Annotated in this window: 17 protein-coding genes and 1 pseudogene; 11 read left to right on the plus strand and 7 right to left on the minus strand. The window is 44.8% G+C overall.

Going from position 1 to position 25,389, the window contains the following annotated elements:
* The first annotated feature begins 224 nt into the window (after positions 1-224).
* The 6 genes from cysD to A6E01_RS17615 all read left to right on the plus strand — a co-directional run bounded on the left by cysD (position 225) and on the right by A6E01_RS17615 (position 7,118).
* Positions 225-1,184 (plus strand): sulfate adenylyltransferase subunit CysD, encoded by a 960-nt coding sequence (gene cysD / locus A6E01_RS17590; RefSeq protein WP_257744595.1) that lies wholly within the window; start codon positions 225-227, stop codon positions 1,182-1,184.
* A gap of 181 nt (positions 1,185-1,365) precedes the next feature.
* On the plus strand, positions 1,366-1,713 hold the full coding sequence (locus tag A6E01_RS17595; RefSeq protein WP_017028517.1) for a four helix bundle protein: 348 nt from the start codon (positions 1,366-1,368) through the stop codon (positions 1,711-1,713).
* Between the two features lie 81 nt (positions 1,714-1,794).
* Entirely contained in the window at positions 1,795-3,210 is a 1,416-nt protein-coding gene (gene cysN / locus A6E01_RS17600) for a sulfate adenylyltransferase subunit CysN (protein WP_065210871.1), read from the plus strand.
* A gap of 3 nt (positions 3,211-3,213) precedes the next feature.
* Entirely contained in the window at positions 3,214-4,947 is a 1,734-nt protein-coding gene (locus A6E01_RS17605; RefSeq protein WP_065210872.1) for an SLC13 family permease, read from the plus strand.
* 604 nt (positions 4,948-5,551) lie between these two features.
* Positions 5,552-6,148, plus strand: coding sequence for an adenylyl-sulfate kinase (cysC, locus tag A6E01_RS17610; RefSeq protein WP_065210873.1), 597 nt, complete (start codon positions 5,552-5,554; stop codon positions 6,146-6,148).
* Positions 6,141-7,118, plus strand: coding sequence for an acetyltransferase (locus A6E01_RS17615; protein ID WP_065210874.1), 978 nt, complete (start codon positions 6,141-6,143; stop codon positions 7,116-7,118). The genes cysC and A6E01_RS17615 overlap by 8 nt, the downstream gene beginning before the upstream one ends.
* 310 nt (positions 7,119-7,428) lie before the next feature.
* Here A6E01_RS17615 and A6E01_RS17620 read toward each other — a convergent pair whose 3' ends face one another.
* The 5 genes and pseudogenes from A6E01_RS17620 to A6E01_RS17635 all read right to left on the minus strand — a co-directional run bounded on the left by A6E01_RS17620 (position 7,429) and on the right by A6E01_RS17635 (position 11,072).
* On the minus strand, positions 7,429-9,081 hold the full coding sequence (locus A6E01_RS17620) for an SWIM zinc finger family protein (protein ID WP_065210875.1): 1,653 nt from the start codon (positions 9,079-9,081) through the stop codon (positions 7,429-7,431).
* Positions 9,082-9,156: 75 nt separating this feature from the next.
* Positions 9,157-9,483, minus strand: a complete 327-nt coding sequence (locus A6E01_RS17625; protein ID WP_017028523.1) for a nucleotidyltransferase family protein — start codon at positions 9,481-9,483, stop codon at positions 9,157-9,159.
* Complete coding sequence (locus A6E01_RS17630; protein WP_017028524.1) at positions 9,470-9,883, minus strand: HI0074 family nucleotidyltransferase substrate-binding subunit; 414 nt, start codon at positions 9,881-9,883, stop codon at positions 9,470-9,472. Before A6E01_RS17630 ends, A6E01_RS17625 begins: the two co-directional genes overlap by 14 nt.
* A gap of 198 nt (positions 9,884-10,081) precedes the next feature.
* Positions 10,082-10,372, minus strand: a pseudogene (locus A6E01_RS21080) (GIY-YIG nuclease family protein).
* A 337-nt stretch (positions 10,373-10,709) separates the two neighbouring features.
* Positions 10,710-11,072: a GIY-YIG nuclease family protein gene (locus tag A6E01_RS17635; protein ID WP_017028525.1), complete on the minus strand. Its 363-nt coding sequence runs from the start codon at positions 11,070-11,072 to the stop codon at positions 10,710-10,712.
* 611 nt (positions 11,073-11,683) lie between these two features.
* Between A6E01_RS17635 and A6E01_RS17640 the strand changes: the two genes are divergently transcribed.
* The 4 genes from A6E01_RS17640 to A6E01_RS17655 all read left to right on the plus strand — a co-directional run bounded on the left by A6E01_RS17640 (position 11,684) and on the right by A6E01_RS17655 (position 13,756).
* Positions 11,684-12,109 carry a hypothetical protein gene (locus tag A6E01_RS17640; protein WP_017028527.1) on the plus strand — a complete coding sequence of 142 codons (426 nt, stop codon included), beginning with the start codon at positions 11,684-11,686 and terminating at the stop codon, positions 12,107-12,109.
* An 11-nt stretch (positions 12,110-12,120) separates the two neighbouring features.
* Complete coding sequence (locus tag A6E01_RS17645; RefSeq protein WP_017028528.1) at positions 12,121-12,426, plus strand: hypothetical protein; 306 nt, start codon at positions 12,121-12,123, stop codon at positions 12,424-12,426.
* Complete coding sequence (locus A6E01_RS17650; RefSeq protein WP_237334531.1) at positions 12,426-12,731, plus strand: putative periplasmic lipoprotein; 306 nt, start codon at positions 12,426-12,428, stop codon at positions 12,729-12,731. The genes A6E01_RS17645 and A6E01_RS17650 overlap by 1 nt, the downstream gene beginning before the upstream one ends.
* 83 nt (positions 12,732-12,814) lie before the next feature.
* The gene (locus tag A6E01_RS17655) at positions 12,815-13,756 is read left to right on the plus strand and encodes a VirK/YbjX family protein (protein ID WP_065210876.1); all 942 of its coding nucleotides are present in this window, start codon (positions 12,815-12,817) and stop codon (positions 13,754-13,756) included.
* A gap of 800 nt (positions 13,757-14,556) precedes the next feature.
* On the opposite strand, the gene A6E01_RS17660 is transcribed toward A6E01_RS17655, so the two are convergent.
* Both A6E01_RS17660 and A6E01_RS17665 read right to left on the minus strand, forming a co-directional pair.
* Complete coding sequence (locus A6E01_RS17660; protein ID WP_017028531.1) at positions 14,557-14,841, minus strand: GIY-YIG nuclease family protein; 285 nt, start codon at positions 14,839-14,841, stop codon at positions 14,557-14,559.
* 675 nt (positions 14,842-15,516) lie between these two features.
* A complete protein-coding gene (locus A6E01_RS17665; protein ID WP_017029525.1) occupies positions 15,517-16,110 on the minus strand; it encodes a nucleoside triphosphate pyrophosphohydrolase family protein in 594 nt (197 codons plus the stop codon).
* A gap of 325 nt (positions 16,111-16,435) precedes the next feature.
* Here A6E01_RS17665 and A6E01_RS17670 point away from each other — a divergent pair, with 325 nt between their 5' ends.
* A complete protein-coding gene (locus A6E01_RS17670) occupies positions 16,436-25,375 on the plus strand; it encodes a VCBS domain-containing protein (protein WP_167714335.1) in 8,940 nt (2,979 codons plus the stop codon).
* Positions 25,376-25,389 lie beyond the last annotated feature (14 nt).

A 25,389-nucleotide genomic window follows, 5' to 3' on the forward strand; every position in this document is an offset into this window, starting at 1 on the left:
TTTAAAAAGACTGTCTAAATCAACCCTTATATTCCTTTTGGCTATAAACATGTTCTTTTTATGCTTTGTGGCTTACAGCTATTAACCCAACAACTTACACGTTAAGAACCTCCCACTAAGCTATTGATTTTAAATAAATTATATTAACAATCCCCACCTCAAATCAAATCCCTTAGTCCTTACTTGCCTATCTTAGACTATTTGATTATGAGTCAAATGTTTCGATTGTTGTTAGGTTTCTAGCACAACGAAACAACAGGGATAGACATTCGATTATGGATACGGCTCGACTTACCCACTTAAAAGCACTTGAAGCGGAATCAATTCAGATCTTTCGCGAAGTGACTGCTGAATTTGAAAACCCAGTGATGCTTTACTCTATTGGTAAAGACTCTTCCGTTCTTCTTCATCTAGCACGTAAGGCCTTTTATCCGGGCAAAGTGCCCTTCCCTTTGCTGCACGTTGATACCAACTGGAAGTTTAAGCAAATGATTGAGTTTCGCGACGAGTTAGCGGAAAAGTACGACCTTGATTTGCTAGTGCACAAAAACCAGCGTGGCTTAGACATGGACATTAGCCCATTCACTCACGGCAGCGCAAAACACACCGACATCATGAAAACCGAGGCACTAAAACAAGCGTTAGATCAGCATGGCTTTGACGCAGCTTTTGGTGGTGCGCGTCGTGACGAAGAAAAATCTCGAGCAAAAGAACGCGTCTACTCCTTCCGCGACCAAAATCACCGTTGGGATCCTAAGAATCAACGCCCTGAGTTGTGGCAAGTCTATAACGCACGCGTCGACAAAGGCGAAAGCATCCGCGTATTCCCCCTATCCAACTGGACCGAACTGGACATCTGGCAATACATCTACCTAGAGAACATCGACATGGTTCCTTTGTACTTTGCCAAGGAGCGCCCTGTGGTTGAGCGCGATGGCACGCTGATCATGGTCGACGACGAACGCATGCCACTTGAGCCAGGTGAAACTCCTGAAATGAAGAAGGTTCGATTCCGTACGCTTGGTTGTTATCCGCTGACCGGTGCCATTGAATCTCAGGCCGAAACGCTTCCGGAGATCATTCAGGAAATGCTACTTACTGCTACTTCGGAGAGACAGGGACGGGTTATTGATAATGACTCTTCTGGGTCGATGGAGAAGAAAAAGATGGAAGGGTATTTTTAGCTGCGAGCTACAAGCTACAAGCTACAAGCTACAAGCTACAAGCTACAAGCTACAAGCTGCGAGTATAGAGCTAGAAGCTAGAAGCTAGAAGCTAGAAGCTAGAAGCTAGAAAACTTTAATCATTTTTTCAGACCTTACGCCCCCTCAATTTAGCCAAACTTGGGTGTTGTAGGGGGTGAAAATGAATTATGAAAAATTGGCTGTTTGGGAAAGGGCTGTTGGTCTGTCCGCTGATATTTATGCGGAAACTAAACATTTGAATGACTTTGGGTTTCGAGACCAGTTAACACGTTCTGGGTTATCTGTTCCTAGCAATATTGCTGAGGGTATGACTCGCTCTAGTCACAAAGAAAAAATAAGGTTTTTGGATATTAGTCGCGCGTCTCTAGCTGAGGCTAAAACACAAATAATCATAGGCCTAAAGATCAACTATTTATCAAAGAACAAAGCTGAAGCTTGGCTTCAAGAAACCGACGAATTGTCCGCGATGATCACTGGACTGATGAACAAGTTAAAAGCAAGTAGCTAGCTACAAGCCTCTAGCTTCTAGTTTTTTGCTCGTAGCTTGAAGCTTGAAGCTCGCAGCTAGTACCCACTAAAAGGATTTACAATGAACACGATTTCAAATTTGCTTTCAGTTGATGTGGAAGCGTATCTCAAGCAACACGAAAACAAAGATCTATTGCGCTTTATCACTTGTGGTAGCGTGGATGATGGCAAGTCGACTTTGATTGGTCGATTGCTGTATGACAATCAGATGATTTTTGAGGACCAGCTTTCTGCTATTCAGAAAGACTCAAAGAAATACAACACCACAGATCAAGAGTTTGATTTGGCGTTGTTGGTTGATGGGTTGCAGTCTGAGCGTGAGCAAGGCATTACTATTGATGTTGCTTATCGCTATTTTACGACTGACCAGCGCAAATTCATTATTGCCGATACCCCAGGGCATGAGCAATACACTCGCAATATGGCTACCGGCGCTTCTACTTCCGATCTCGCCATTATCTTGATTGATGCTCGTCATGGGGTTCAAACGCAAACTCGTCGTCATTCGTTTATCTGTTCTTTGTTGGGGATTAAGCACGCCATTATTGCGGTAAACAAGATGGATACTGTTGATTATAGTCAGCAGCGTTATCAGTCTATTAAGAAAGAGTACCGTGAGTTTGCTAAAGAGCTGAATTTTGACAGCATTCAGTTTGTACCCGTCTCTGCTTTGCATGGCGATAACGTGGTGTTCCCAAGCAAGAACATGACTTGGTATCCGGGTTCCACGTTAATGCGTTTGCTTAACTCGGCTAAAACCAATAAAGGCAAAGAGGAAGGCGAATTTAGATTCCCGGTTCAATATGTTAACCGCCCTAACCTCGATTTCCGTGGCTTTTGTGGCACTGTTGTTTCTGGTGAAATCCGCGTTGGCGATCGCATTCAGGTGTTGCCTTCTGGTAAAGAAAGTAAGGTGAAATCCATAGTTACCTTTGATGGTGACCTCACCTCCTCTTACGCAGGGCAAGCGGTTACGCTCACCTTAGAAGATGAAGTCGATATCAGCCGTGGTGATGTTTTGGTTCGCCCAGATCAGCAGCCTCATTACTCCAATGCCGTTTCAGCGAACGTGGTTTGGATGAATGAAGATGCGTTGCAGCTTAATCGTGAATATCTGATCAAGGTGGGGACAAAAACCGTTACTGGCCAGGTATCTAAGATTGCGCATCGTGTTGATGTGAATAGCATGCAAAAGCTTGATGCTAGCCAGCTAAACCTTAACGAGATCGGCCTGTGTAACCTTACCCTTAATGAAAAGGTCGTGTTTGACGCCTATGACAGCAACCGCATCACAGGTGCGTTCATCATCATCGACCGATTAAGCAACGCGACGGTTGGCGCGGGCATGATTGAAGGCGCATTGGAAAATCAAGTTCAAACAGACCATGAGTATTCAGAGTTCGAACTTGAGCTAAACCAACTGGTTCGTAAGCACTTCCCGCATTGGGACGCTAAAGACCTACTTGGCAAAGGCTAAACAATGGGCATTAGCTTGCAAAGTAGCATTGTACTGGTGGTATTTGTTACCACCATTATTGCGCTGATTCGTTTCCAGAAACATCCAGCACGAGTGTTTGGTTTAGCCTTACTGACACTCTTCTCTTTGGATTTAGTTTCTAGCGAACAGGTCATTAACGCAGGCTCTAACCAGGGCCTGCTGACCCTGATATTGCTAATGCTATGCTCTATTGCCCTTGAAAAAACCCGCGTACTCAGGATTATGGCGCAATACGTCATCCGTCCGAGCTACGGGACAACCTTCGCTCGTCTGTTTGGCTTTACTGTGGTGTTCTCGGCTTTCTTGAATAACACTGCGGTTGTATCGAGCCTGCTATCACCAATACGCAATAACCCACATCACAGTGCTACTAAGTTGCTTCTACCCTTGTCGTACGCGGCAATACTTGGAGGCACATTAACGCTGATTGGCACTTCGACCAATTTGATTGTTAACAGCCTTCTTATTGATACTGACTTACCACCGCTGGCATTCTTTGACTTTACCGCCGTTGGCTTATGTGTGGTGGTGGCTTGTGGCTTGATGTTGACCTTGTTAGTGAGATTCTTACCTAGTAACGAAACTAATGCGCCCGTTAGCGATAGTTATTTCATCGAAGCGAGTGTTACCGCAGGCTCTGCCTTGATTGGTAAAGACATCAATCAGAACGGCTTGCGCCATATGGAGTCGCTATTTCTGATTGAAATGGAGCGCGATGGGAACATCATCAGCCCTGTGTCTCCCACCGAGGTGCTGCAAAGCAATGATCGCCTGTTTTTTAATGGTGATGTCTCTAAGGTTTCGCAGCTCAAACATTACAATGGGTTGGAGATATTCGCTGATAAAGAAGGCTTGGCCTCACACAGTTTTGTTGAAGCCATACTGCTACCTCAAAGTCGATTGGTTAATCGCTCATTAAAAGAATGCAATTTTAGACAAACCTTTAATGCCGGAGTGGTAGCTATAAAACGAAATGGCGTGCGCTTATCTGGCAAACTCGGTGAAGTAAAGCTCAAAGCTGGCGACTACTTGGTGCTCACAGCAGGAGAGCCACCCTCACTAGCACCAAGCTTTCAAAAACACTTTATTTTACTTAGTGATATTGCGGTAGAAAACAAAATACAAGGACTAGGCGAAAAAGCCACCTTGTTTGGATTTGTGGTGGCTCTGCTTACCGCATCGCTAGGTTTAGTGTCGCTGTTTAAGGCTATGCTTTTATTGTTTGGTGTATTGCTGTGCTTTGGCGTACTCACGGTTAACGATGTTACCCAACGCTTCCCTTATCATATATGGCTTATCATCACCTCGGCGATTGTGATGTCATTTGCGATACAAAACAGTGGTTTGTTTGAGCATTTAGAATACTTATTAACGCAGAATAATGTCACAGTCAGTCCGCACTTGGCTTTGGTGTTTGTGTTTCTTTCAACCTTGTTGCTTACTGAATTAGTCACCAATAACGCAGCGGCGGCCGTCACCTTCCCTATCGCTTATTCTTTGGCGCTGAGCCTAGATGCAAACCCGACTGCGTTTGTAATGGCGGTGGCATTTGGGGCCAGTGCTAGTTTTATTAGCCCGTATGGCTATCAAACGAATTTGATGGTGTTTAATGCTGGGCAGTACAAGCTATCGGACTTTGTGAAGATTGGGGCGCCGATTAGTGTGATTTATAGTTTTACTGCGATATTTGCGATAGAGCACTTTTTTGGGCTCTGAATATAGCTACAAGCTACAAGCTACAAGCTGTAAGTTTTAGGTTCTGGGACGAAAGTACAATACCGTCATTCCCGCATGTTTTTAGCGGGAATCTGGTGGGTGAAGAGATCCCCGATAAGAATGCTGGCCCAGAAAAGCACTCGGGGATGACGAGCAGGGGGAAAGCTTACCCTTCTCGCTACAACAGCTTGAACTGACGTACTCGACACAAATTATACGTCATTCCCGCAGGCTTTTAGCGGGAATGACGTGGGTGAAGAGATCCCCCGATAAGAATGCTGGCCCAGAAAAGCACTCGGGGATGACGAGCGGGGGAAAGCGTCACCCTTCTCGCTACAATAACTGGAACTGACGTACTCGACACAAATTATACGTCATTCCCGCAGGCTTTTAGCGGGAATCTGGATGATGCGTCTTAAAGCGCACAGATTTACGTTTAGTTACACCAAAGATCCTAGATTAAGTCGGTGATGACGGGTAAAAATAGAGTGTTAATGTCACGTTAGATCGTCATATGGACTTGCCTGGAATGACAGTCCGACTGAATCTTAGGACGCACGAATCTTTAGGCATTCAAAACAACACATAAGGAAATACAAAAGTCATGGGAAACCAAAACATCGTATGGCATCAGGCATCGGTTACCCGAGAACAGCGCCAGAAGCTTAAAGGACATAAGCCTGCTGTATTGTGGTTCACTGGCCTTAGTGGTTCGGGGAAGTCGACAATAGCTAACGCCGTTGAACTAAAACTCAATCAACTCTCTATACACAGCTATTTATTGGATGGTGACAATGTGCGCCATGGCCTCAATAGTGATTTGGGTTTTTCAGACGAAGATCGAATTGAAAATATCCGACGTATTGGTGAAGTCGCCAAATTGTTTGTCGATTCTGGCAGCCTAGTACTCACCGCCTTTATATCCCCTTTTATTGCAGATCGTGAACAAGTACGAGCACTTTTACCTGAGAATGAGTTCATCGAGGTGTTCGTAGATACGCCGATAGAAACTTGTGAGCTACGAGATCCTAAGGGTTTATACAATAAAGCACGTAAAGGCGAAATAAAACACTTCACCGGCCTCACGTCAGACTATGAAGCACCGCAATCAGCCGAAATACATCTAAAAACTGATCAACAATCTATTGAAGAAAGCGCGGAGCAAGTCGTTCAATACTTACGAGATAACGGCTATGTCTAAACGCTCCAAGCATTATGACGTGTTTAACGGTGATGCAGATGGGATTTGCGCTCTGTTGCAGCTTAGGCTCAATACCTTCAAAGACTCGACACTCATCACCGGCGTAAAGCGAGATATTCAGTTGCTGCAACAAGTTGCCGACAAAGAAGACGTTTCGTCAGTGACTGTGCTAGACATCTCAATGGAGAAAAACCAGACTTTCTTGCAGGCTTTACTAAACAGAAACGTAGATATTTTCTACTGTGACCATCATAGAACAGGGCCAGTGCCAATCTCAGCCCATCTAAAATCTCTTTTAGATACCTCTTCAGATGTTTGTACTAGCCTGCTCATCAACCTACTCCTCAATAACACTCACTATCTATGGGCTTGTGTTGGAGCCTTTGGTGATAACCTATCAAAAGAAGCAACTGCTCTAGCTTTGGAACACGGCGTAGCCCATGAGGACATTGATTTTCTCAAGCAGCTAGGGACACTGATCAATTACAACGGTTATGGCGGTTCGATTGAAGATCTTCACTTCCACCCTAAATACTTGTTTGAGTCGCTATTAAAACACCCAAACCCGTTACGCCTCAAAGATAAAACCGATGGTGTTTTTCACCAGTTAAAATCAGGGTTTGATCACGACTGGAATAACGTGAGATCAATTCGAGCAACCTCCTCTACCGAGCATATAGAGATATATAAACTTCCGAGCCAAGCATGGGCAAGGCGCATAAGTGGCACATATGGGAATTGGCTTGCTAATGAGTTTCCAAATAAGGCCATTGCTGTTTTAACTGCAAACCCATGTGGTGAGTCTTATATGGTCAGTGTTAGAAGCCCTTTAACAAATAGGGAAGGCGCTGATTATGTATGTTCCCAGTTTCCAACGGGCGGTGGCAGGCTAGCTGCTGCAGGGATTAATGCATTACCTGAAGAAATGGTTGCTTTGTTTATTGAGAAGATGAAAGAGCGTTTTGGTTGATGGGGAGATCACTCCATATACCTTCGTCGTCTCAGAGGTCTTTTCTGGGCCAGCACACTGGTCGGAGACCTCTTCAACTGCTGAACTACTCAGATCCTCTATAGGGGCACTCGAGGATGACTGGAAATTGCTGTTTCGCGTTACTTCGGCAATCCGTAAAATCCTATTAGACATAAAAAAACCTGCAACACCACCGTCGTCTCCGAGAGCTTTTCTGGGCCAGCACACTGGTCGGAGACCTCTTCACCTCCTGAATTACTCAGAACCTCGATAGGGGCACTCGAGGATGACGGAAATTTGCAGTTTTGCGTTATTTATTAGGAACGTAGTAATCGTCTCTCGCATGAAGAAGCTTAATGAATGTAGTTTTGCGTTTATGTAGTTGCTCAAGGTTCGCTTTATACTCACTAAAAACTTCAAGCACCCTAGCGTTGGACTTTATCTGTTGGTAAATCTTATCGAGCTTTTTATCAGCCCAGTGATAATTGGTTTTGGTACCCCGTTGGATATCCTTAGTAATACTCTTATCGAGCAAGCTTAACGCATAGTCAGTCTCATCAATTAGCAATGCTAAACCAAGCTTTTGTGCAGCTGGAGTTTCATGGTTTTGACCAATGTAGTGCTTGCCTTTTTCTGGTTGTGAAAAGTGTAGATAAAACAAAATAAGCACCTGTTTTATTTCAGACTCTAAAGCATTGTTTGCGACTAAATCGAGACAACGCAGAATTGATTTTTCAATTTCATTTTTCTTGTCGAATAAGTCTACGTGCAATAATTCGCTACTATTGAGCAACCGCTGCCACGCTTCACAGTTAGGTTTGGACACAAAGTTCGCCATCGCTTTTTGCCAAGCGTGTTTTACATCGCCTAGGGCATGTAGGACCTGTAGCTCCATTTCGTTCCAACATTGCAGGTCAAAATCATCAGAGATTTTATGCTTTGCACGGAGTAACCAATCTTCAGCGTCTAGCTCTTCATCATGTTTGAGACAGATTTCAGCTAGGTGTAAATAATCACTGCAGTCTTTAGCAATCAAAGCCTTATACTTGACTTCCTCTTGCCATGACGCTGCACCATCTATCAATATGCGAATCAGCAGTCGTCGGCTTTCATCATTTAGTTTTACGTTTGACTCTAGTTTGGATACACATGAGGAAAGGAACAAATCTCGAACTTGGGTATCACTCTCGACAGCTTGCTGTAACACCTCAGCGTACATTTCACTGCTCTTAGTTAGCTCATTTACCAACCATTTCGCTTTTTGATGATTGTCCCAAGTGATTCCACTATAACTCTGCCTAAACCCTTCCCTGACGCTGTGTTCTAGCTCAAGGCGATACCCATAAGAATCATCGACTTGATACAAGACCAAACCCAATCGATTCATAAGTGCACCAAAAAACTCTAACCTAACCTCGGACTCCAGAGACTTTGCAACATCTAAAGGTGCTTGAAGTTGTTCTGTCGCATTTTGAAAATAGATAGCAACCTTTCGATAATCCCAAATATTCCGTTTCGGTAAGGCTTTAGTGATGAGTTTTTTAAGTTCTTTCTCAGACGGTGGGTTTAAAGAAAGCTCCATTTTCTGATGCCAAATGGTGTGTAACGCTTCATCTTGCTCTATCACTTCAACCAAGGATTGAAGCAACTCGGCTTTTGATCTTTTGTTTAACCAGTTCTCAAGGCTAGGAAGATTGTTAGATGAACCCTGCTCATGAACTATTGCCAACGCAACCATATGCTTGCAAATGGCTTGAAAATCAGCCGCAGGGCAAGTACAAGTCCCATACAGATGAGCCCCGCCATCTAGCGCCACGCTATATCGATGAGTACCCAGCACTTCACCCATTACCGTTGAGCCCTTAGTCTGCACATTGACCACCTTGCCTTTATTAGCAAGTGCCACGCCGCGTTTGTATGTTTTGTCTTCTATTGCCGACTTGATTCGTTCTACTAACAACAAATGATGTGTTCCTGGGTTGAAGGGTGGGAAGAGAGGTTAATCTTGATCTAGGAGGCATTCAGGCTAGCGTGATAACTAGGGTTCTAAAATAACGCAACCAAACCGCTCTATATGTTCTAGCAACTCTTTAGATTTAATCTTGTGCTTGATTACAACATCGACATTAAATGGCAGAGATGAATACTCCAGCTTATCTGTGACCAGGGCGACAGCATCAATTGAGAGCGCCTCCCCCTCGATTGCAATATCGATATCTGAATTATCCTGATATGTACCTAGTGCTCTTGAGCCGAAAATAGTCGCTTTTTTTATACCACGAACGTCATGTAACGCTTCGAGGACTAGTGCTAATTGATGGGGTTTCAGCCCAAGGCTATGAGCTTCAATATTATTCTTCAGCACATTTATTCCCTAGATATTCAACGACCGATGCAATCACTGGAGAAAAGTCCTCAAGGATCAATTTTTGAGCCTCAAGTACATTCTCTTCATCATAGGTATGAGTGAGCAAGTTACGCTTCATCAATGCTTGAAGTAAAGTTTCGCACTGCTCAGACGAGATGTGTTTAGCTTCTAAAGCTGTTCGGATAACACTTCGAGGAGAGGCAACGTCAAAGCCTTCATAGACCAATAAGTCCTTGAGTGTTTTCCATGTCAGTTCAAATGAAAACTCAAACGTTTGCACTAATCCAGCCACTTCCAGTTCATTGTAGCTTTCTTGAGAACACGCTTTTTTAAGCCTAATGTTTGCTTTCTGTAGGTTTTGTAATCGTTGCTTCCAGCGCTCTGGATTAGAGTTCATACGAACTGACCTTAATGGGATCTAGTGATTTATCTAAAATAGCGAAATTGCTCGATATTGTCATGACTTGTGTTTAGCTATAGATTAAAAATAGTGTTTGTTGTGCGTAATAGTAAGGCTTGAATACACGCTAAAAAGGGCACATCGATTTGCGGCTTATTGTTTAGCCTGGAGTATATGCTGGTATTTAGTGGATACTTAAAAGAGTTCCTCATATAAATCTTTCCATTCAGGATTCGTTTTCACCACAAGATGCTCTTTCCAAGATCGATTCCATGTCTTCAGTTGCTTTTCTCTCGTGATTGCCTATTCCATTGAATTGTAAGTTTCGTAATAAACTAGCTTAGATACGTTGTATTTGTGTGTGAAGCCTTCAACCACCTTGCTTTTGTGTTGCCAAACTCTAGCAGGCAAATTGGATGTGACACCAATATAGAGAACATTTTTGTTCGGTGATGAGAGGATGTATACGCAGGGGTGTTTGGTCATTGTGGTGTACTTTGGTTAATCGGTTGTTTTTGATAACTGCTAGGTTCCCGATAGGAGCGCTCGGGAACGACGGAGTTGGGGCTAATATTCACCTAACTAGCACTAATCATAGATGTAAGCATAACGCTCAAACTAGTCATCCTCGAGCGCTTTTCTGGGCCGGCACACCGGTCGAGGATCTGAATATTAAAGAAAACATCAGGTACTCAATAAAAACACTCCGAAACGACGATGTGCTCGCAGACAACAATCGAACCCAAGGACCGTCACCCCCGAGGGCTTTTATCGGGGGTCTAGATATTGGCCGTCAGCTTGACCAACATATCAATCCACCACCTCAAACGAACTCAAACAAATCTTCCCAATTAGGATTATTAGTCGTAATAATCTTTCTCAAATCAATCTCCGGCAACATAGTTAACTCCTGCTCCCGACTGCGCGCATCCACAACGTTGTCGAACTGCTCCACATATACCAGTTTTTGCTCAAAAATCGTCAGCCCTAAGTGATCGGTTGTTCTCTTTTTATGTAACCAAACCTTTGACTGCAGGTTTTCCGTTTGCCCTATGTAGAGCAACGCATCATTGACTGAGCTCAGTATGTAAACGCTGAACTGCTGCGTTACAGAATAGATGTGCTTTAAAACTGGGTTGGTATTTTCTTCGAATTGAGTTTGAGCTGGTGCAGGTTGAGTTTTCACGCGGAAGTCCTTTTCATTTTGGCTGGGACTTTAAGGTTAAAAGCCATGGATGAAAACTCGAATTTCAGCGTTGCATGCTTGGGGTTATTTCCAGAAATCTCATACTTTTTGGCATTCTTGTCATTGTTTGATTGCGGTAGTACCTAAGATCCTGAATCAAGTTCAGAATGACGTTTTCGCGAAGTCTCGCACTTGAACCGTCGCACCCCCAAACCGTCATACTGGAAACTACGCAGTAGTTATCCAGTATCTTAGAGATGCACAATGCTAAACCTTTTCGTACCTAAGATCCTGAATCAAGTTCAGGATGACGCTGCAGCGAAACCTCGCACTCGAATTGTCGAACCCCAAACAAACCGTCATGCTGGAAACTACGCAGTAGTTATCCAGTATCTTAGAGGCGTACAATGCGCAGACTTTTCGCTCCTAAGATCCTGACCTTCCTCAGGATGACATTCCCCCCTTTTCCAAAAACGAACAATTACTTCCCAAGATGAGCACTATTTATCATACAAATAGTTCGTTACATTTATTGCCACGTATTGCATTCCATCGCTATCAACATCCATTTACTATGCGCGCCACTTTTGCGCACAAATAGGAAACGTTCGATGAAAGTTTTGAAACTCACATTGTTGGGTATAGGCGTTGCTTCTCTTAGCGCTTGCTCGCAATTGCACCATGTACAACTCAGTGATATTGACCAGACGCAAGGTGAGTTAACACCTATTAGCATCAAGGTGAATGAGTTTGGTTTTGATGCAGCAGAAACCGCGCGCATTGGCTCTGAGGTTGCGACTAGTGAGCGTGCTTCAGAAAATATGGAGATTGTCGCGACTGTTTTGGCATTGATGAACATGGGACCAACTACCGGTAACCCTGTTTACAATGACGCTTATGCAGACAAAATCATGCAGCAAGTCGATGCTCAATGCCCATCTCATAACCTTACCGGCCTAACATCTGTTCGCGAATCCACTAATTTCGGCACTGTCAGTGGCGAGGTGGTTCGAGTTGACGGTTACTGTATCAAGTAGGAATTCATACCATGTTCAAGAAAACCCTTTTACTAGCCATTGCGACTGCATCACTTTCGGGCTGTGTAGGTCTAAATACTGTTTCTCTCACTTCTGTACCAGCCCAGCGTGATCAAGCGGTTACCGCTTCTGCATCTGACTGGAACTTCATTGGTATCAACTTTAACAACGATATTGTTGATGAAGCCGTGACCAACCTTAAGCAGCAATGTACTGACGGAAAAATCGAAGGCGTCATGACCAAACACCAGACCACAGGTTATGTGTTGTTCTTCAAGCGTGAAATCATCGCAACTGGTTACTGCAATAAGGCGTAATGATGAAAAAGTTAATTCTTCTATTACCGTTCTTCTTGGCTGCTTGTAGTAGTAGCGTTCATATGTCGCAGGTGAGCAATGACCCAAGTGTTCATTTGAACAACCCACAAACGGTCGAGGTTGAGACCTCTCAAACTGTCGTGATGGGCTTTGCATTTGATACTGACTATGTGGACGACGCTTACGCTCAAGTGATGCAGCAATGTCCAACGGGCGCTTCTATGGTGAACGTTGAGTATGTGACTGACCACGGGTTTCTACACTGGACCAACATCATTCGGATGAAAGCACTTTGCTCAAAATAACTTTGCCTAAACACTGAGAGCTTTCTCTAAATATTTTGTATAGGCACATCTGATTCCATCGCACTAAAGTAAGGATAGACTTTATGATTACTGACGAGCTAGAAAGCACAATGCCTGAACTAGAGTTATCGCAACTGCATTACTCTACGGATAAGACACTTAAGAGTGTTTGGCTAAAAGCTCGGTTCTTTGTATTGAGTAAAGTCTATCATTCCACGTTTACCCGCATTGCTTCACTAACCAGTAATGGCTTATTCCGCAGCGCCGTTGAGCAAAAGCCACGTCTTCTAGAAAAAGCTCTCAAGCCTTACTTGTTTGTTGATATTCCTGTGAGTGAGCGCATGAGGCTTATTGAGCAGCACTTTAACTTGCTCAATTCCACATTCGATAGTTCCATTAAACAAGCTTTTGGTGAGGGTGGTTTACCACTGAGCGAGCTAACAGACTCAAAGGGCAATCAATTTACACTGATCATCTTTGATGGCGAAATGCGTGAGGGTTCTCTGGGCCTTCGCCTAATCAACGACCTTGGTCAAACGATTTACTCAATCACATTTAACCTATCCACCAGCCCAACAAAAACCATGCACATTGGCGCGTTGAAAGGGCCAAGCGAGCAAGTAGAAGATCGAAATCAAGTCATCAAGACTCTCACTCGTTCTTTCCATGGCTTGCGTCCTAAAGCACTGATGGTAGAACTGGCTTTAATGTTTGGAAAGTCGCTAGGTGTGACAGAGTTTGTTGGGGTGTCTAATAAAGGTCACATCTATCAAGCACTTCGCTATAAAGGCTCGAAGAATAAAGCGGTCACCTTTGATTATGATGAGTTGTGGGCAGAGTATGGTGCTGTGCAACTTGATAAGTATCGTTATGACATCCCTGCATTTCCTGAGCGTAAAGATCCTTCTACTTTGAAGAAGAACAAGCGCCGTTTGTATACCAAGCGATATGCTTGGCTGGATGAGCTGGAGGTTGAGCTTGGTGAAAAGGTTGATGGGATGAAGATTACTACTGTTGAGTTGTGAGTGGAGGCTTAGGTTTAAGTAACTATACTGAAGCCTCGCCCCAAAAGTTGTCATACTTGAAACTACGCAGTAGTTATCCAGTATCTTAGGGACGCACAATGCTCAATCTATTCGCACCCAAGATCCTGAATCAAGTTCAGGATGACCTTCTAGCGAAACCTCACACCCTAAACCGTCATACTGGAAACTACGAAGTAGTTATCCAGTATCTTAGCAACACACAATACACTGTCTTTTCGTACCAAAGGTCCTGAATCAAGTTCAGGATGACCTTCTAGCGAAACCTCTCACCCCAAATCGTCATGCTGGAAACTACGCAGTAGTTATCCAGTATCTTAGGGACGCACAATGCTCAACCTTTTCGCACCTAAGATCCTGAATCAAGTTCAGGATGACGCTATAGCGATGCATCGCACTTCAAACCGTCATACTGGAAACTACGTAGTAGTTATCCAGTATCTTAGGGACACACAATGCCCAATCTTTTCGTACCTAAGGTCCTGAATCAAGTTCAGGATGACGTTTTAGTGAAACCGCACCCCAATCGTCATACTGGAAACTACGCAGTAGTTATCCAGTATCTTAGAGACGTGTAATGCGCAGTCTTTTCGCACCTAAGATCCTGAATCAAGTTCAGGATGACGTTCTAGTGAAACCTTGCACCTCAATCGTCATACTGGAAACTACGCAGTAGTTATCCAGTATCTTGGAGACGCACAATACACAGGCTTTTCGTACCCAAGATCCTGAATCAAGTTCAGGATGACTCTAGTTGAACAACGGTTATTTGCCACCAACCTTCACAACGTCTCATAAAGATCATTCCACTCTGGATTCATCTCTGTAATCAATGCGTCCTTCCAAGACCTTCTCCAAAACTTTAACTTCTTTTCTTTCTCTATTGCATGTTCCATTTCATCATGGACTTCAAAGTAAACCAAACGGGTCACATGGTAACGAGAAGTGAAGCTTGGGAAGTAATGGCTTTTATGTTGCCACACTCTGCCTTTTAGGTTGCTTGTAACTCCAATGTACAGAACCTTTCTATTGATGGAGCTGAGAATATAAACACAGGGAGCTTTCACTGGATTGCCTCAAATAGGTGACTATTTTGAGGTTAGGTCTAAGAAATCAAATGGGAGTAGATTTAAAGAGGATTTCTCGTATTAGTTCAGAGAAGTGCATACTTTAGTAATGCTTAGATGACGTTCTAGCGAAGTCTTGCACCCCAACCCCGTCATACTGGAAGCTACGCAGTAGCTATCCAGTATCTTAGTGCGCACAATGCTCAACATTTTCGTACCTAAGATCCTGAATCAAGTTCAGGATGACGACTGTTTAGGCTTTTGTACTTGAGGGCCAACCCTACTGCACATCAAGCTCCAAACACACGTCATACTGGAAGCTACGAAGTAGCTATCCAGTATCTTAGTACGCACAATGCTCAACATTTTCGTACCTAAGATCCTGAATCAAGTTCAGGATGACGACTTTTCGGGCTTTTGTACTTGGGGTCCAACCCCACTGTGCATCAAGTTCCAAACTCTCGTCATACTGGAAGCTACGAAGTAGCTATCCAGTATCTTAGTGTGCACAATACTCAACCTTGTCGTACCTAAGATCCTGAATCAAGTTCAGGATGACGACTTTTCGGGCTTTTGTACTTGGGGTCGAACCCCACTGTGCATCAAGTTCCAAATTCACGTCATACTGGAAGCTACGAAGTAGCTATCCAGTATCTTAGTGTGCACAATTTTTCCCTACCCCACAAAACTCAAATCAACCGCTTCATAATACTTATTCTTAAGGATCTTCCCTTCCTTAATCATCACGCCATCAGTAGCTACCGAATCCTGATTACAAAACACGATGTACTTATCATTCTTCAATTTGTAATCCGCGCTTACCCCTTTTGCGGAATACACTTCCACAGTTTCTTTAGCCTGCTGCTCATCAAGCGCTGCTTTACTCATGTTGCTAGCGTGCACCGCGTCCCAGCATTGCTCGAATGGGATGTTTAAGGTTTTAGCGACATTCAAAAGTACATCTACCTGACGGGCGGTCGTCGTATCATTTAACGCTTCATGGCCCGCATGCACTGCGCGACCTACCGCAACGTACACAGTGTCGGTAATTGCATCAGCTTGGTCTTCTTTGTTGGTTGCTCGTGCGAGTTCAGTCAACTCTTCAATCATTAGGTTTGAGTGCAAATGGCATAGCTTGTCGCTTTCGATGCCGGTGTTGATTGGAAGGTTAAACAATTGGCGAAACTCAACGATATCTTGATATAGCTTGTTCCAAAGCTCTGGAGTTAATTGAGTAAAGGTTGAGAAGAATTCTTTATGTGCAGTCACGGGCATTTCCAAGTTAGGTGGCAGTTAACAATTCAATCGCTGAGGATCACTTCATCGGTTTCCTTACAGCATTAAAGCAAAGTAAGACTACCATACTCATTTAAGTGAGGCTCTTACAACTAATTGCGATTTACTCGATAAAAATGAGGAATCTTGCAAAGAATCATTAAGTTACAGCAATGTAAAAGAAGATGTATGAATCACCAGCCAACATCAGTCACCTATCACCCTGTTTTAATTGACTTTAATTACTGCTTGTTAGTGGAAATTAACACAAACATCCATTAAGTTAAGATAATAAATGGAAGTTGTATTGGTGATGTTAATGAGCGATAAAAGCAAGCAGAATAAAGACAGTAAATCAGTAATCAAAAATACCGACACAAAAGCTGTACAAAAGGACTTGTCAGCAAAAGCAGATGCCTCAAAAAGAGCCGTAAAAAAAGAACGAGAAACCAAGAAAAAACAAATCTATATTCCGTTGGGTTTAACCCTATCGCTTGTTCTTCCAAGTTTTAGAAAAGCTGATGCTACTGAAACTGATACCTCATCTGCAATTGCGCCTTTAGAATCTCATTCCAAAATCAGTGCCCCTACCGTTCATCACGCTACTGAAACAGAACACAGTGCTTCTGCAACTTCACTAGTTCAGCAGAACATAATCACAACTGCTGATGAAAAAGATAGCAATTCGATTCATTCTCAAGCGCATTCTTCGAACTACTCTCACCATCCAGTTATCTCACATCCCTTTATGAATGTAGGCTACGAGGTAGCGAATACTCATGCTTCCGAACTTCAAGGCTATCAAACTGCCTCACCGCAACAACCTACAGAAAGCACAGTTACTTATCGAGAAGAAACACTAACGGGTAAGTATGGGACTCTGACCGTTGGACCAGATGGACATTACGCCTACAACCTAAATCCAAAGTCGCCTGCCTTTATTCTTCTGCAAGGCCATGAATTAGGTACGGACTCATTCGTTATTCATTTGTCGAATGGCCTGCAGCAAACCGTTGCAGTTCCAATCACAGGCAACAACGAAGCAGCCCAATTTAGTGGCGACCTAGCTGGGGCTGTGACAGAGGATCTTAATGTTAACTCTAATGGCTTAATTACCACCCAAGGCACATTGGCGGTTAGCGACCAAGATCACGACCAAGATTCTTTAGTTGCCGTGCATAACCAAGCAACCAAATATGGTGAATTCTCGATTGATGAGTCAGGGCATTGGCAATACCAAGTAAACAACGCGGGCAATACCGTTCAGGCACTAAGCTCTGGGCAAATGTTGCAAGAGACCATCACTGTTCACTCTGTTGATGGCACTGAGCAACAAATAGTTGTGACCATCAACGGGCAAGACGATACTGCGGTCATCTCAGGTAACGATCTAGGGAGTGTTGTTGAAGATAAGCAACCGCAAGTATCAGGTAAGCTAGATGTTACCGATCCCGATGCAAGCCAACAGCATTTCCAGGGTGGTGATTTGGTCGGTACTCTAGGCACACTGCACCTTCAAGATAATGGTGCGTGGACGTACGATCTAGATAACACCAATCCAAAAGTACAAGCTTTAGGGCAAGCAGCCACTGCCACCGACACCATTACAGTTCAATCGGCCGATGGTACGACTCATAAAGTCACCATTACTGTGAACGGCACCAATGATAAAGCCGTGATTGCAGGTACAGACTCAGGTGCGGTAACCGAAGAATCTCAACTTCAGACCTCAGGCACACTCACGGTAACCGATGTCGATACGGGCGAAGCGCATTTCTCCAATACCGATGTTGTTGGCACTTTGGGCACCCTGCACCTTAAAGACAATGGTGCATGGACATACGATTTAGATAACACCAATCCGAAAGTTCAAGCGTTAGGTAACGGAGCAACCGCTACCGATACTCTTACCGTTCATTCTGCCGATGGCACACCACACCAAGTTAAAATTACGGTTAACGGCACCAATGACAAAGCCGTGATTGCAGGTAGCGACTCAGGTGCGGTAACCGAAGAATCTCAACTTCAAACTTCAGGAACACTGACGGTAACGGACGTCGATACCGGCGAAGCGCACTTCTCCAACACCGATATCGCAGGCACTCTGGGCACCCTGCACCTTAAAGACAATGGTGCTTGGACGTACAATCTGGATAACACCAACTCGAAAGTTCAAGCGTTAGGTAAAGGAGCAACCGCCACTGACATCATTACAGTTCAATCGGCCGATGGTACGACTCATAAAGTTACGATTACGGTGAATGGTACTAATGATACTGCGGTAATTGGTGGCACAAACTCTGGTGCGGTAACCGAAGAGTCTCAACTTCAAACTTCAGGAACACTGACAGTAACGGACGTCGATACCGGCGAAGCGCATTTCTCCAATACCGATATTGCAGGCAATCTGGGTACTCTGCATCTGACTGATTCAGGTGCTTGGACGTACGATCTGGATAACACTAACCCTACCGTTCAAGCGTTAGGTAAAGGGGCAACCGCTACCGATACTATTACCGTTCATTCTGCCGATGGCACACCACATCAAGTGACGATTACGGTGAATGGCACCAATGATGCTGCGGTGATCATGGGGACATCGACCGGCGATGTCCATGAAGGACACACTTTCACCGCACCAGACGGTAGTATGACTGGTGGCTATGTTGATGACCGTTCACCTGATCATATGCATGGAAACATCGGGAAATTGTGGAACGATGAAATTCATACCGATGGCCACCTATCGATAGTGGATGCTGATGCAGGTGAAAGCTATGCCCAAACAGGCGTTTATTATGGTTCACATGGTCGTGTCATACTTCAAACTAACGGGGACTGGAGCTACTTTGCTTCCATCGGCCAAGATGCAACCGGCAGAGCTATTGATCATCTGGGTAAAGGGGAATCACTAACCGATACTGTCACCGTTAAATCTGCAGATGGCACCACACACGATATCGTTATCACCATTCATGGCGATAACGACCGTCCGTATTGTTCTGGTGAAGTGCAACTGAACAGCGGTAAAGAAGATCTTGCTCAAACCATCACAGCAACCGAGCTAATCGCTAATACTGTTGACGTAGACGCCAACGATGCAGGTAAGCTCACTATCGCTAATTTGCATGCTGACCATGGCTCGATTCAAGACAATCACGATGGAACCTTCACCTTCACTCCAAGCCACAATTACAACGGCAGCGTCCACTTCACCTACGATGTGAAAGACGCGCATGGTGGTACAACACACACTGGCGCATCAACGACGCTCTCGGCTGTTGGCGATAAAGCCCAAATCGCTGGCGTTGATACTGGTTCAATAACCGAAAACAGCGCGGGTGTCGACATGTCACCCGACTATGCTCACTCAGGCATCGCCACACTTGGCAATACAACACTCTATGCTGATGGCAAGCTGACCATCACAGACCCCGATGTAGGCGAGTCAGGATTTGAACGCCAAGGCAGCAATGGTTACGACTATCACGGCACCTATGGCGATCTAATCTTACTCACCGATGGCACCTGGCATTACCATGCCGATGCTGGGCATCTATCAGGTATAGGTGCTAGACCCACAACGCGTGGCACTGCAATTGACCAACTTGGTGAAGGGCAAAGCTTAACCGATACGATTACAGTCCATTCAAAAGATGGTACAACACACGATATTGTCATCACCATTCACGGCAGTAACGACAGACCTTACTGTTCATCTGAAGTGGTGCTTGCAAATGGCAGTGAAGATACACGCCAAACCTTAACCACCGCGCAACTATTAGCGAATACCGTCGATGTGGATGCCAATGACGCCGGTAAACTAACCATTGAAAACCTGCATGCTGACCATGGCTCTATTCTAAACAATGCCGATGGTACGTTTACGTTTACCCCAGAAAAAGACTACAACGGCGCGGTGCACTTTAGCTATGACGTCAAAGATGCACACGGTGGTGTAACACACACCGGCGCAACCACCAACTTAGCTGCGGTTAACGACAACCCTGATGTGACGCCTTTAACCGACAGTGTCAGTGAGGGGGCCGATAATCATCACACCCTCAATCTGCTAGTAGGTGCCACAGACAAAGACGGCGACGCTTTAAGCGTCAGTCACCTTGAATATGCCATCGATGGTCAACTTCAGGCAGGGAAAATCCCCGCAGGTATCACCTTAGATACTGATGGTCATACATTAATTGTTGATGCCACTGATCCCGCATTTAACCATTTGGCCAATGGTCAGTCGCAACAAATCGCTATCACTTATCAAGTAGAAGATGGCCATGGTGGAAGTACGCAACAAACCGCCACGCTTACGATTGCCGGGACAGATGATAAAGCCACACTGGTTTCTAATGTCATTCAGCTTACAGAAACACAAGCGCTGGATAGTGAATTTAAATCCTATAGAGGCCAGCTTCAGCTGATTGACCCTGATAGTGGCGATAACACTCAGTTTGTATTTAGCGGGAAGTATTTAGGTCAAGGGTTTGAGCCTGGTCACCTTGATGTTTGGCCTAATGGCACTTATCAATTCAGATTAGATGCTGGTACCAATCGTCATGCGGATGATCTCATTGGTAGCCTACATGCTGGCGAGTCGATGGAACTCCCCTACGAAGTCGAAACCACTGATGGTCAGAAGCTCACCATTATGGTGAAAGTGACCGGTGAAGATAACCAAGCAAAAATTGCAGTGACGCCCTACTCCAGCCTCAATAATCATGTTTACGAAGATCACACTTCCTTTGGCAATACCACCAATCAGCTCAGCAGTGGTGGCACGTTACAGGTCATTGACCCGGATCATGACCAAGCCGGTTTTATTGCACAAACCATCACCACCGCCGAAGGTGGTCGGTTCAATATCAACGCACAGGGTCATTGGTCATACGATATTGACAATGATAAAGTCCAACGTTTAGGCGCAGGGGAAAGCTTCCAGCAAACCTTTACCGTTGAATCTATCGATGGCAGTGCTAAAAAAGATATTACAGTGACCGTTCACGGCACCAATGATGCTCCCGTCGCATCATCTGAAGTACGTTTAGCGAATGGCTTAGAAGATAATAAAATTGTCCTTACCCCAGCACAGCTACTGGCTAATACTAGCGATGTTGACGACAACGATATTGGCAAATTATCCATTGAAAACCTACAGGCTGATCATGGCGCTATTGCATTAAATGCCGATGGCACGTTTACGTTTACCCCAGAGAAAGACTACAACGGCGATGTGCATTTTAGCTATGATGTTAAGGATGCCCACGGTGGTGTAACACACACTGGCGCATCAACGACGCTCTCGGCGGTTGCCGATAAAGCCCAAATTGCTGGCGTTGATACTGGTTCAATAACCGAAAACAGCGCGGGTGTCGACATGTCACCTGACTATGCTCACTCAGGCATCGCCACACTTGGCAATACAACACTTTATGCGGATGGCAAGCTAACCATCACAGACCCCGATGTAGGCGAGTCAGGATTTGAACGCCAAGGCAGCAATGGTTATGACTATCACGGCACCTATGGCGATCTAATCTTACTCACCGATGGCACCTGGCATTACCATGCCGATGCTGGACATCTATCAGGTATAGGTGCTAGACCCACAACGCATGGCACTGTAATTGACCAGCTTGGTGAAGGACAAAGCTTAACCGATACGATTACAGTCCATTCAAAAGATGGTACAACTCACGACATCGTCATCACTATTCATGGCAGTAACGACAGACCTTACTGTTCATCTGAAGTTGTGCTTGCAAATGGTAGTGAAGATACACGCCAAAACTTAACCACAACGCAACTATTAGCGAATACCGTCGATGTCGATAAAAACGATGCCGGTAAACTAACCATTGAAAACCTGCATGCCGACCATGGTTCCATTCTAAACAATGCCGATGGCACATTTATCTTTACTCCAGAAAAAGACTATAACGGCGATGTGCACTTCAGCTATGACGTCAAAGATGCACACGGCGGAGTAACCCATACCGGAGCGAGTACGACACTTGCGGCAGTCGATGACAAAACCATTATTTCTGGCGTTGACCATGGTGTAGCGACTGAAGATGTAGCCACTGTTGTTTATACGAATCCCCATATTATGGACGCTGTTGATTGGCAAGCGCTACAAATTACGGATGTAGACAGCCCTAACACTCAAGTCACGGTCGAATTTGCAGGCAAACAATACACATGGAATATAGGCAGTGACCTAGATGTTACGACTCCTTATGGCAGATTCCAGTTCCACACTATCGCAAGTGGACCTCATCAAGGTGAGCATTCGTGGAGTTATATTGGCGACAATAATAATGTTCACGTTCAAGAATTAAAGCATGGTGAATCATTCACTGAATCTATAAAGCTAATAGCAACCGATGGTACTGAATTTCCTATTACGGTTAAGGTTAACGGCACAGAGGATGGGGTCGTCATCGATTCCAATTCAGAACTGGGTCATGTCGTCGAAAATGCCCAAACAGGCGCTTCAGTTTCCGGCAATGTAGTCGCACACGATGTTGATCTCCACGATACGGTGAGCTGGACACAAACACCAACAGGTGGCATTAGCGGTCAGTATGGCACGTTCCACCTAAGTGCAGACGGACAATGGCATTATGACGTTGACCAGAGCAAAGCGACAAAACTAGGAGACGGCGACGAGTATTGGGAGCACTTTACGGTTGAGGCAGTATCTACTGATGGAAGCCATGTCTCGAAAAGTGTCTCCGTTGTTGTGCATGGCAATAATGATGTACCAACCGTTAGTGGTGAGGTCACTTTACCTTCAGGTACGGAAGATACTTCAATACATATTACACAAGCTGAGTTAATCGCTAATGCGACAGATGTTGATACTAACGATAGAGGTTGGTTACACGTTCAAAACTTGACGGCCGACCACGGCAATTTGGTATCAAATTCAGATGGCAGTTTCACCTTTACCCCCGACCCTAATTACAACGGAACGGTTCACTTTACTTACGATGTTGCGGATAGACACGGTGGTATTGCTCATACGGGAGCAAACACAACGCTTGCAGCTGTTAATGATGTCGCAACATTTACCGGTGACTCCGGCAGCATTGGTGAAGATACAAATCTTCAACACAACATACATATTTCTGGGCAGCCAACCGTTCCAGACGCCCTTGTTTGTCAAGGACACCTGGTTATCTCTGATGTTGATGGGCAAGGTGAAGCCGCATTAGATCTCAAAGGTCAGTCACTTGTATCGCAGGATGGAACCTATGGACACTTTATTGTTAAACCTAATGGGTCTTGGCTCTATACGGCAGACAACAATAGTGTTCCTATTCAAGACTTAGACAATGGGCAAACACTCACAGATAGCATTGAAATCACCTCAAAAGACGGTACCAAGCATTCCATTACAGTGACTATTAATGGGACTACTGATGCTCCTAGTTTGCACAGCCTCACTGATTCTGGCATCCAAAATAGTGGACCAATAGAAGGGAACCTAATTACTGGATTAGGGACTCATGAAGGATTAAGTGGTGCCGCAACAGACACCGATTCCAACGCTCATCTGGTGTTGCAAGATATCCAAATAAAAGACCCGGTTTCAGGTTATGTCGCAGTCAAGCCCGGGCAGCCCCATACCATGATGGGCATAGGCACACTCGCGATCGAAGCGAATGGTCATTATACCTTCACACCGGAAGCAGGTTTTTCAGGTAAAGTGCCAAACATGGTTTATCGAGTAGGCGATGAGGGTGGTAACCCAATAGGCGACTCTTCTCAAAACTCTCTCTCTATTGAAGTCACGCCACGTCAACCTAATACCGTGTCCTTAGCTTTAGCAACTGGCAGTGATAGCGGTTCTAAAGGCGACCTCATCACCAATGACAATACTCCAAGTGTAGAAGGGCATACATTAATCCCTAATTCGAGCGTTGATATTGTTGAGAATGGAAAGGTTATAGGTACAACAGTATCTGATGGAAATGGAGATTATCACCTTAACCTACCGGGGCTCACAGATGCAACGCACACACTACAAGCTGTAGCGACAGATCCATTGTCATCTACACAAGTACACTCCCATCCCTTGGCAGTGGTTATTGATACCGTTGCGACAATATCCGTGAACCCTATCAGCCAAGACAACATGCTAACGGGTTCAGAACATACTCATAGTTTTGATATTTCAGGGAGTGTTTTAGGTGTGGAAGATGGACAAACCATTGAGGTAGAAATTGACCATCACACCTATCAAGGGCAAGTATCTTCTGGAAAGTGGTCTATCGCTGTACCCGCATCGGTGGCTAGTTCGTTGACTGGTGGAGTACATCAAGTCGCTGTTTCAGCAACAGATAAAGCGGGTAATCATGCTGCTATGCACAGCCCATTATTTGTGGTTGACGGTTCCAGTACACCGCCTTTACCGACAATACAAACTCCTCATATAACAGGAGGGGGTGGTGTGGGTTCTCATGTTACTGGTGTTCTCATAGCGCCACCGCTACTTCAGCAACTACACCCTCAGGTGGGTTCTGGCTGGGGGATTCTAGATCCTCATGGACACATTGTTACCCATCTACAAGGTCAATACGGAACCTTAGTCATTGACCCGCAAACAGGGCATGTGGATTATCAGTATAGCAGTGCACCCACGGCAGGACAAAAAGTCCAAGGTGGTACTCATTGGGCTGGGCAAACTAGCAGTGAGCAGCATCATGATGTCTTTCAGATCATGTATCATGATACTCATTCATCAAATGTAGATGTGAAAGTTAACCTCGATGTGACTTATATACATGGCCACAGTGGGCACAATCAAACCTCAACCCATCTTGTTGGTATGTCTGTAACTCCCGTTACACCAACAGTGCAGCATGACGAACCCGCTCCAGAGCCAGAAGTTATTGAAGTCACCCTGTACGCTGATGATGACAATACCCATCATGACCTAATGGCTGGATTAAGTGCGCTTGCGGACGATCATAGCTCTTCGGGAAGCAATCCGTATACGGATATTGTGGGCCTTCATGATGCGCCACAAACGGGTGACTCTGCGATGCCAACACCAGAGCCTGCCCCTGATTTAGATTTACTATTAAATCAGGGTGATGAACTTGCTCATCAGCATCCGGTTGATGCCTTTATTGATAACAATGGTGAAGAGCACAAAGCCGATGAACAGCATGTATTGGATGAAGAGCATATCGAACATGACCTACCCGATGTGATGGATTTACCTGATCACCACCATTAATTGGTCGGGTGTAT

Source organism: Vibrio breoganii, from assembly GCF_001677275.1.
GTDB classification, from domain to species: Bacteria; Pseudomonadota; Gammaproteobacteria; order Enterobacterales; family Vibrionaceae; genus Vibrio; species Vibrio breoganii.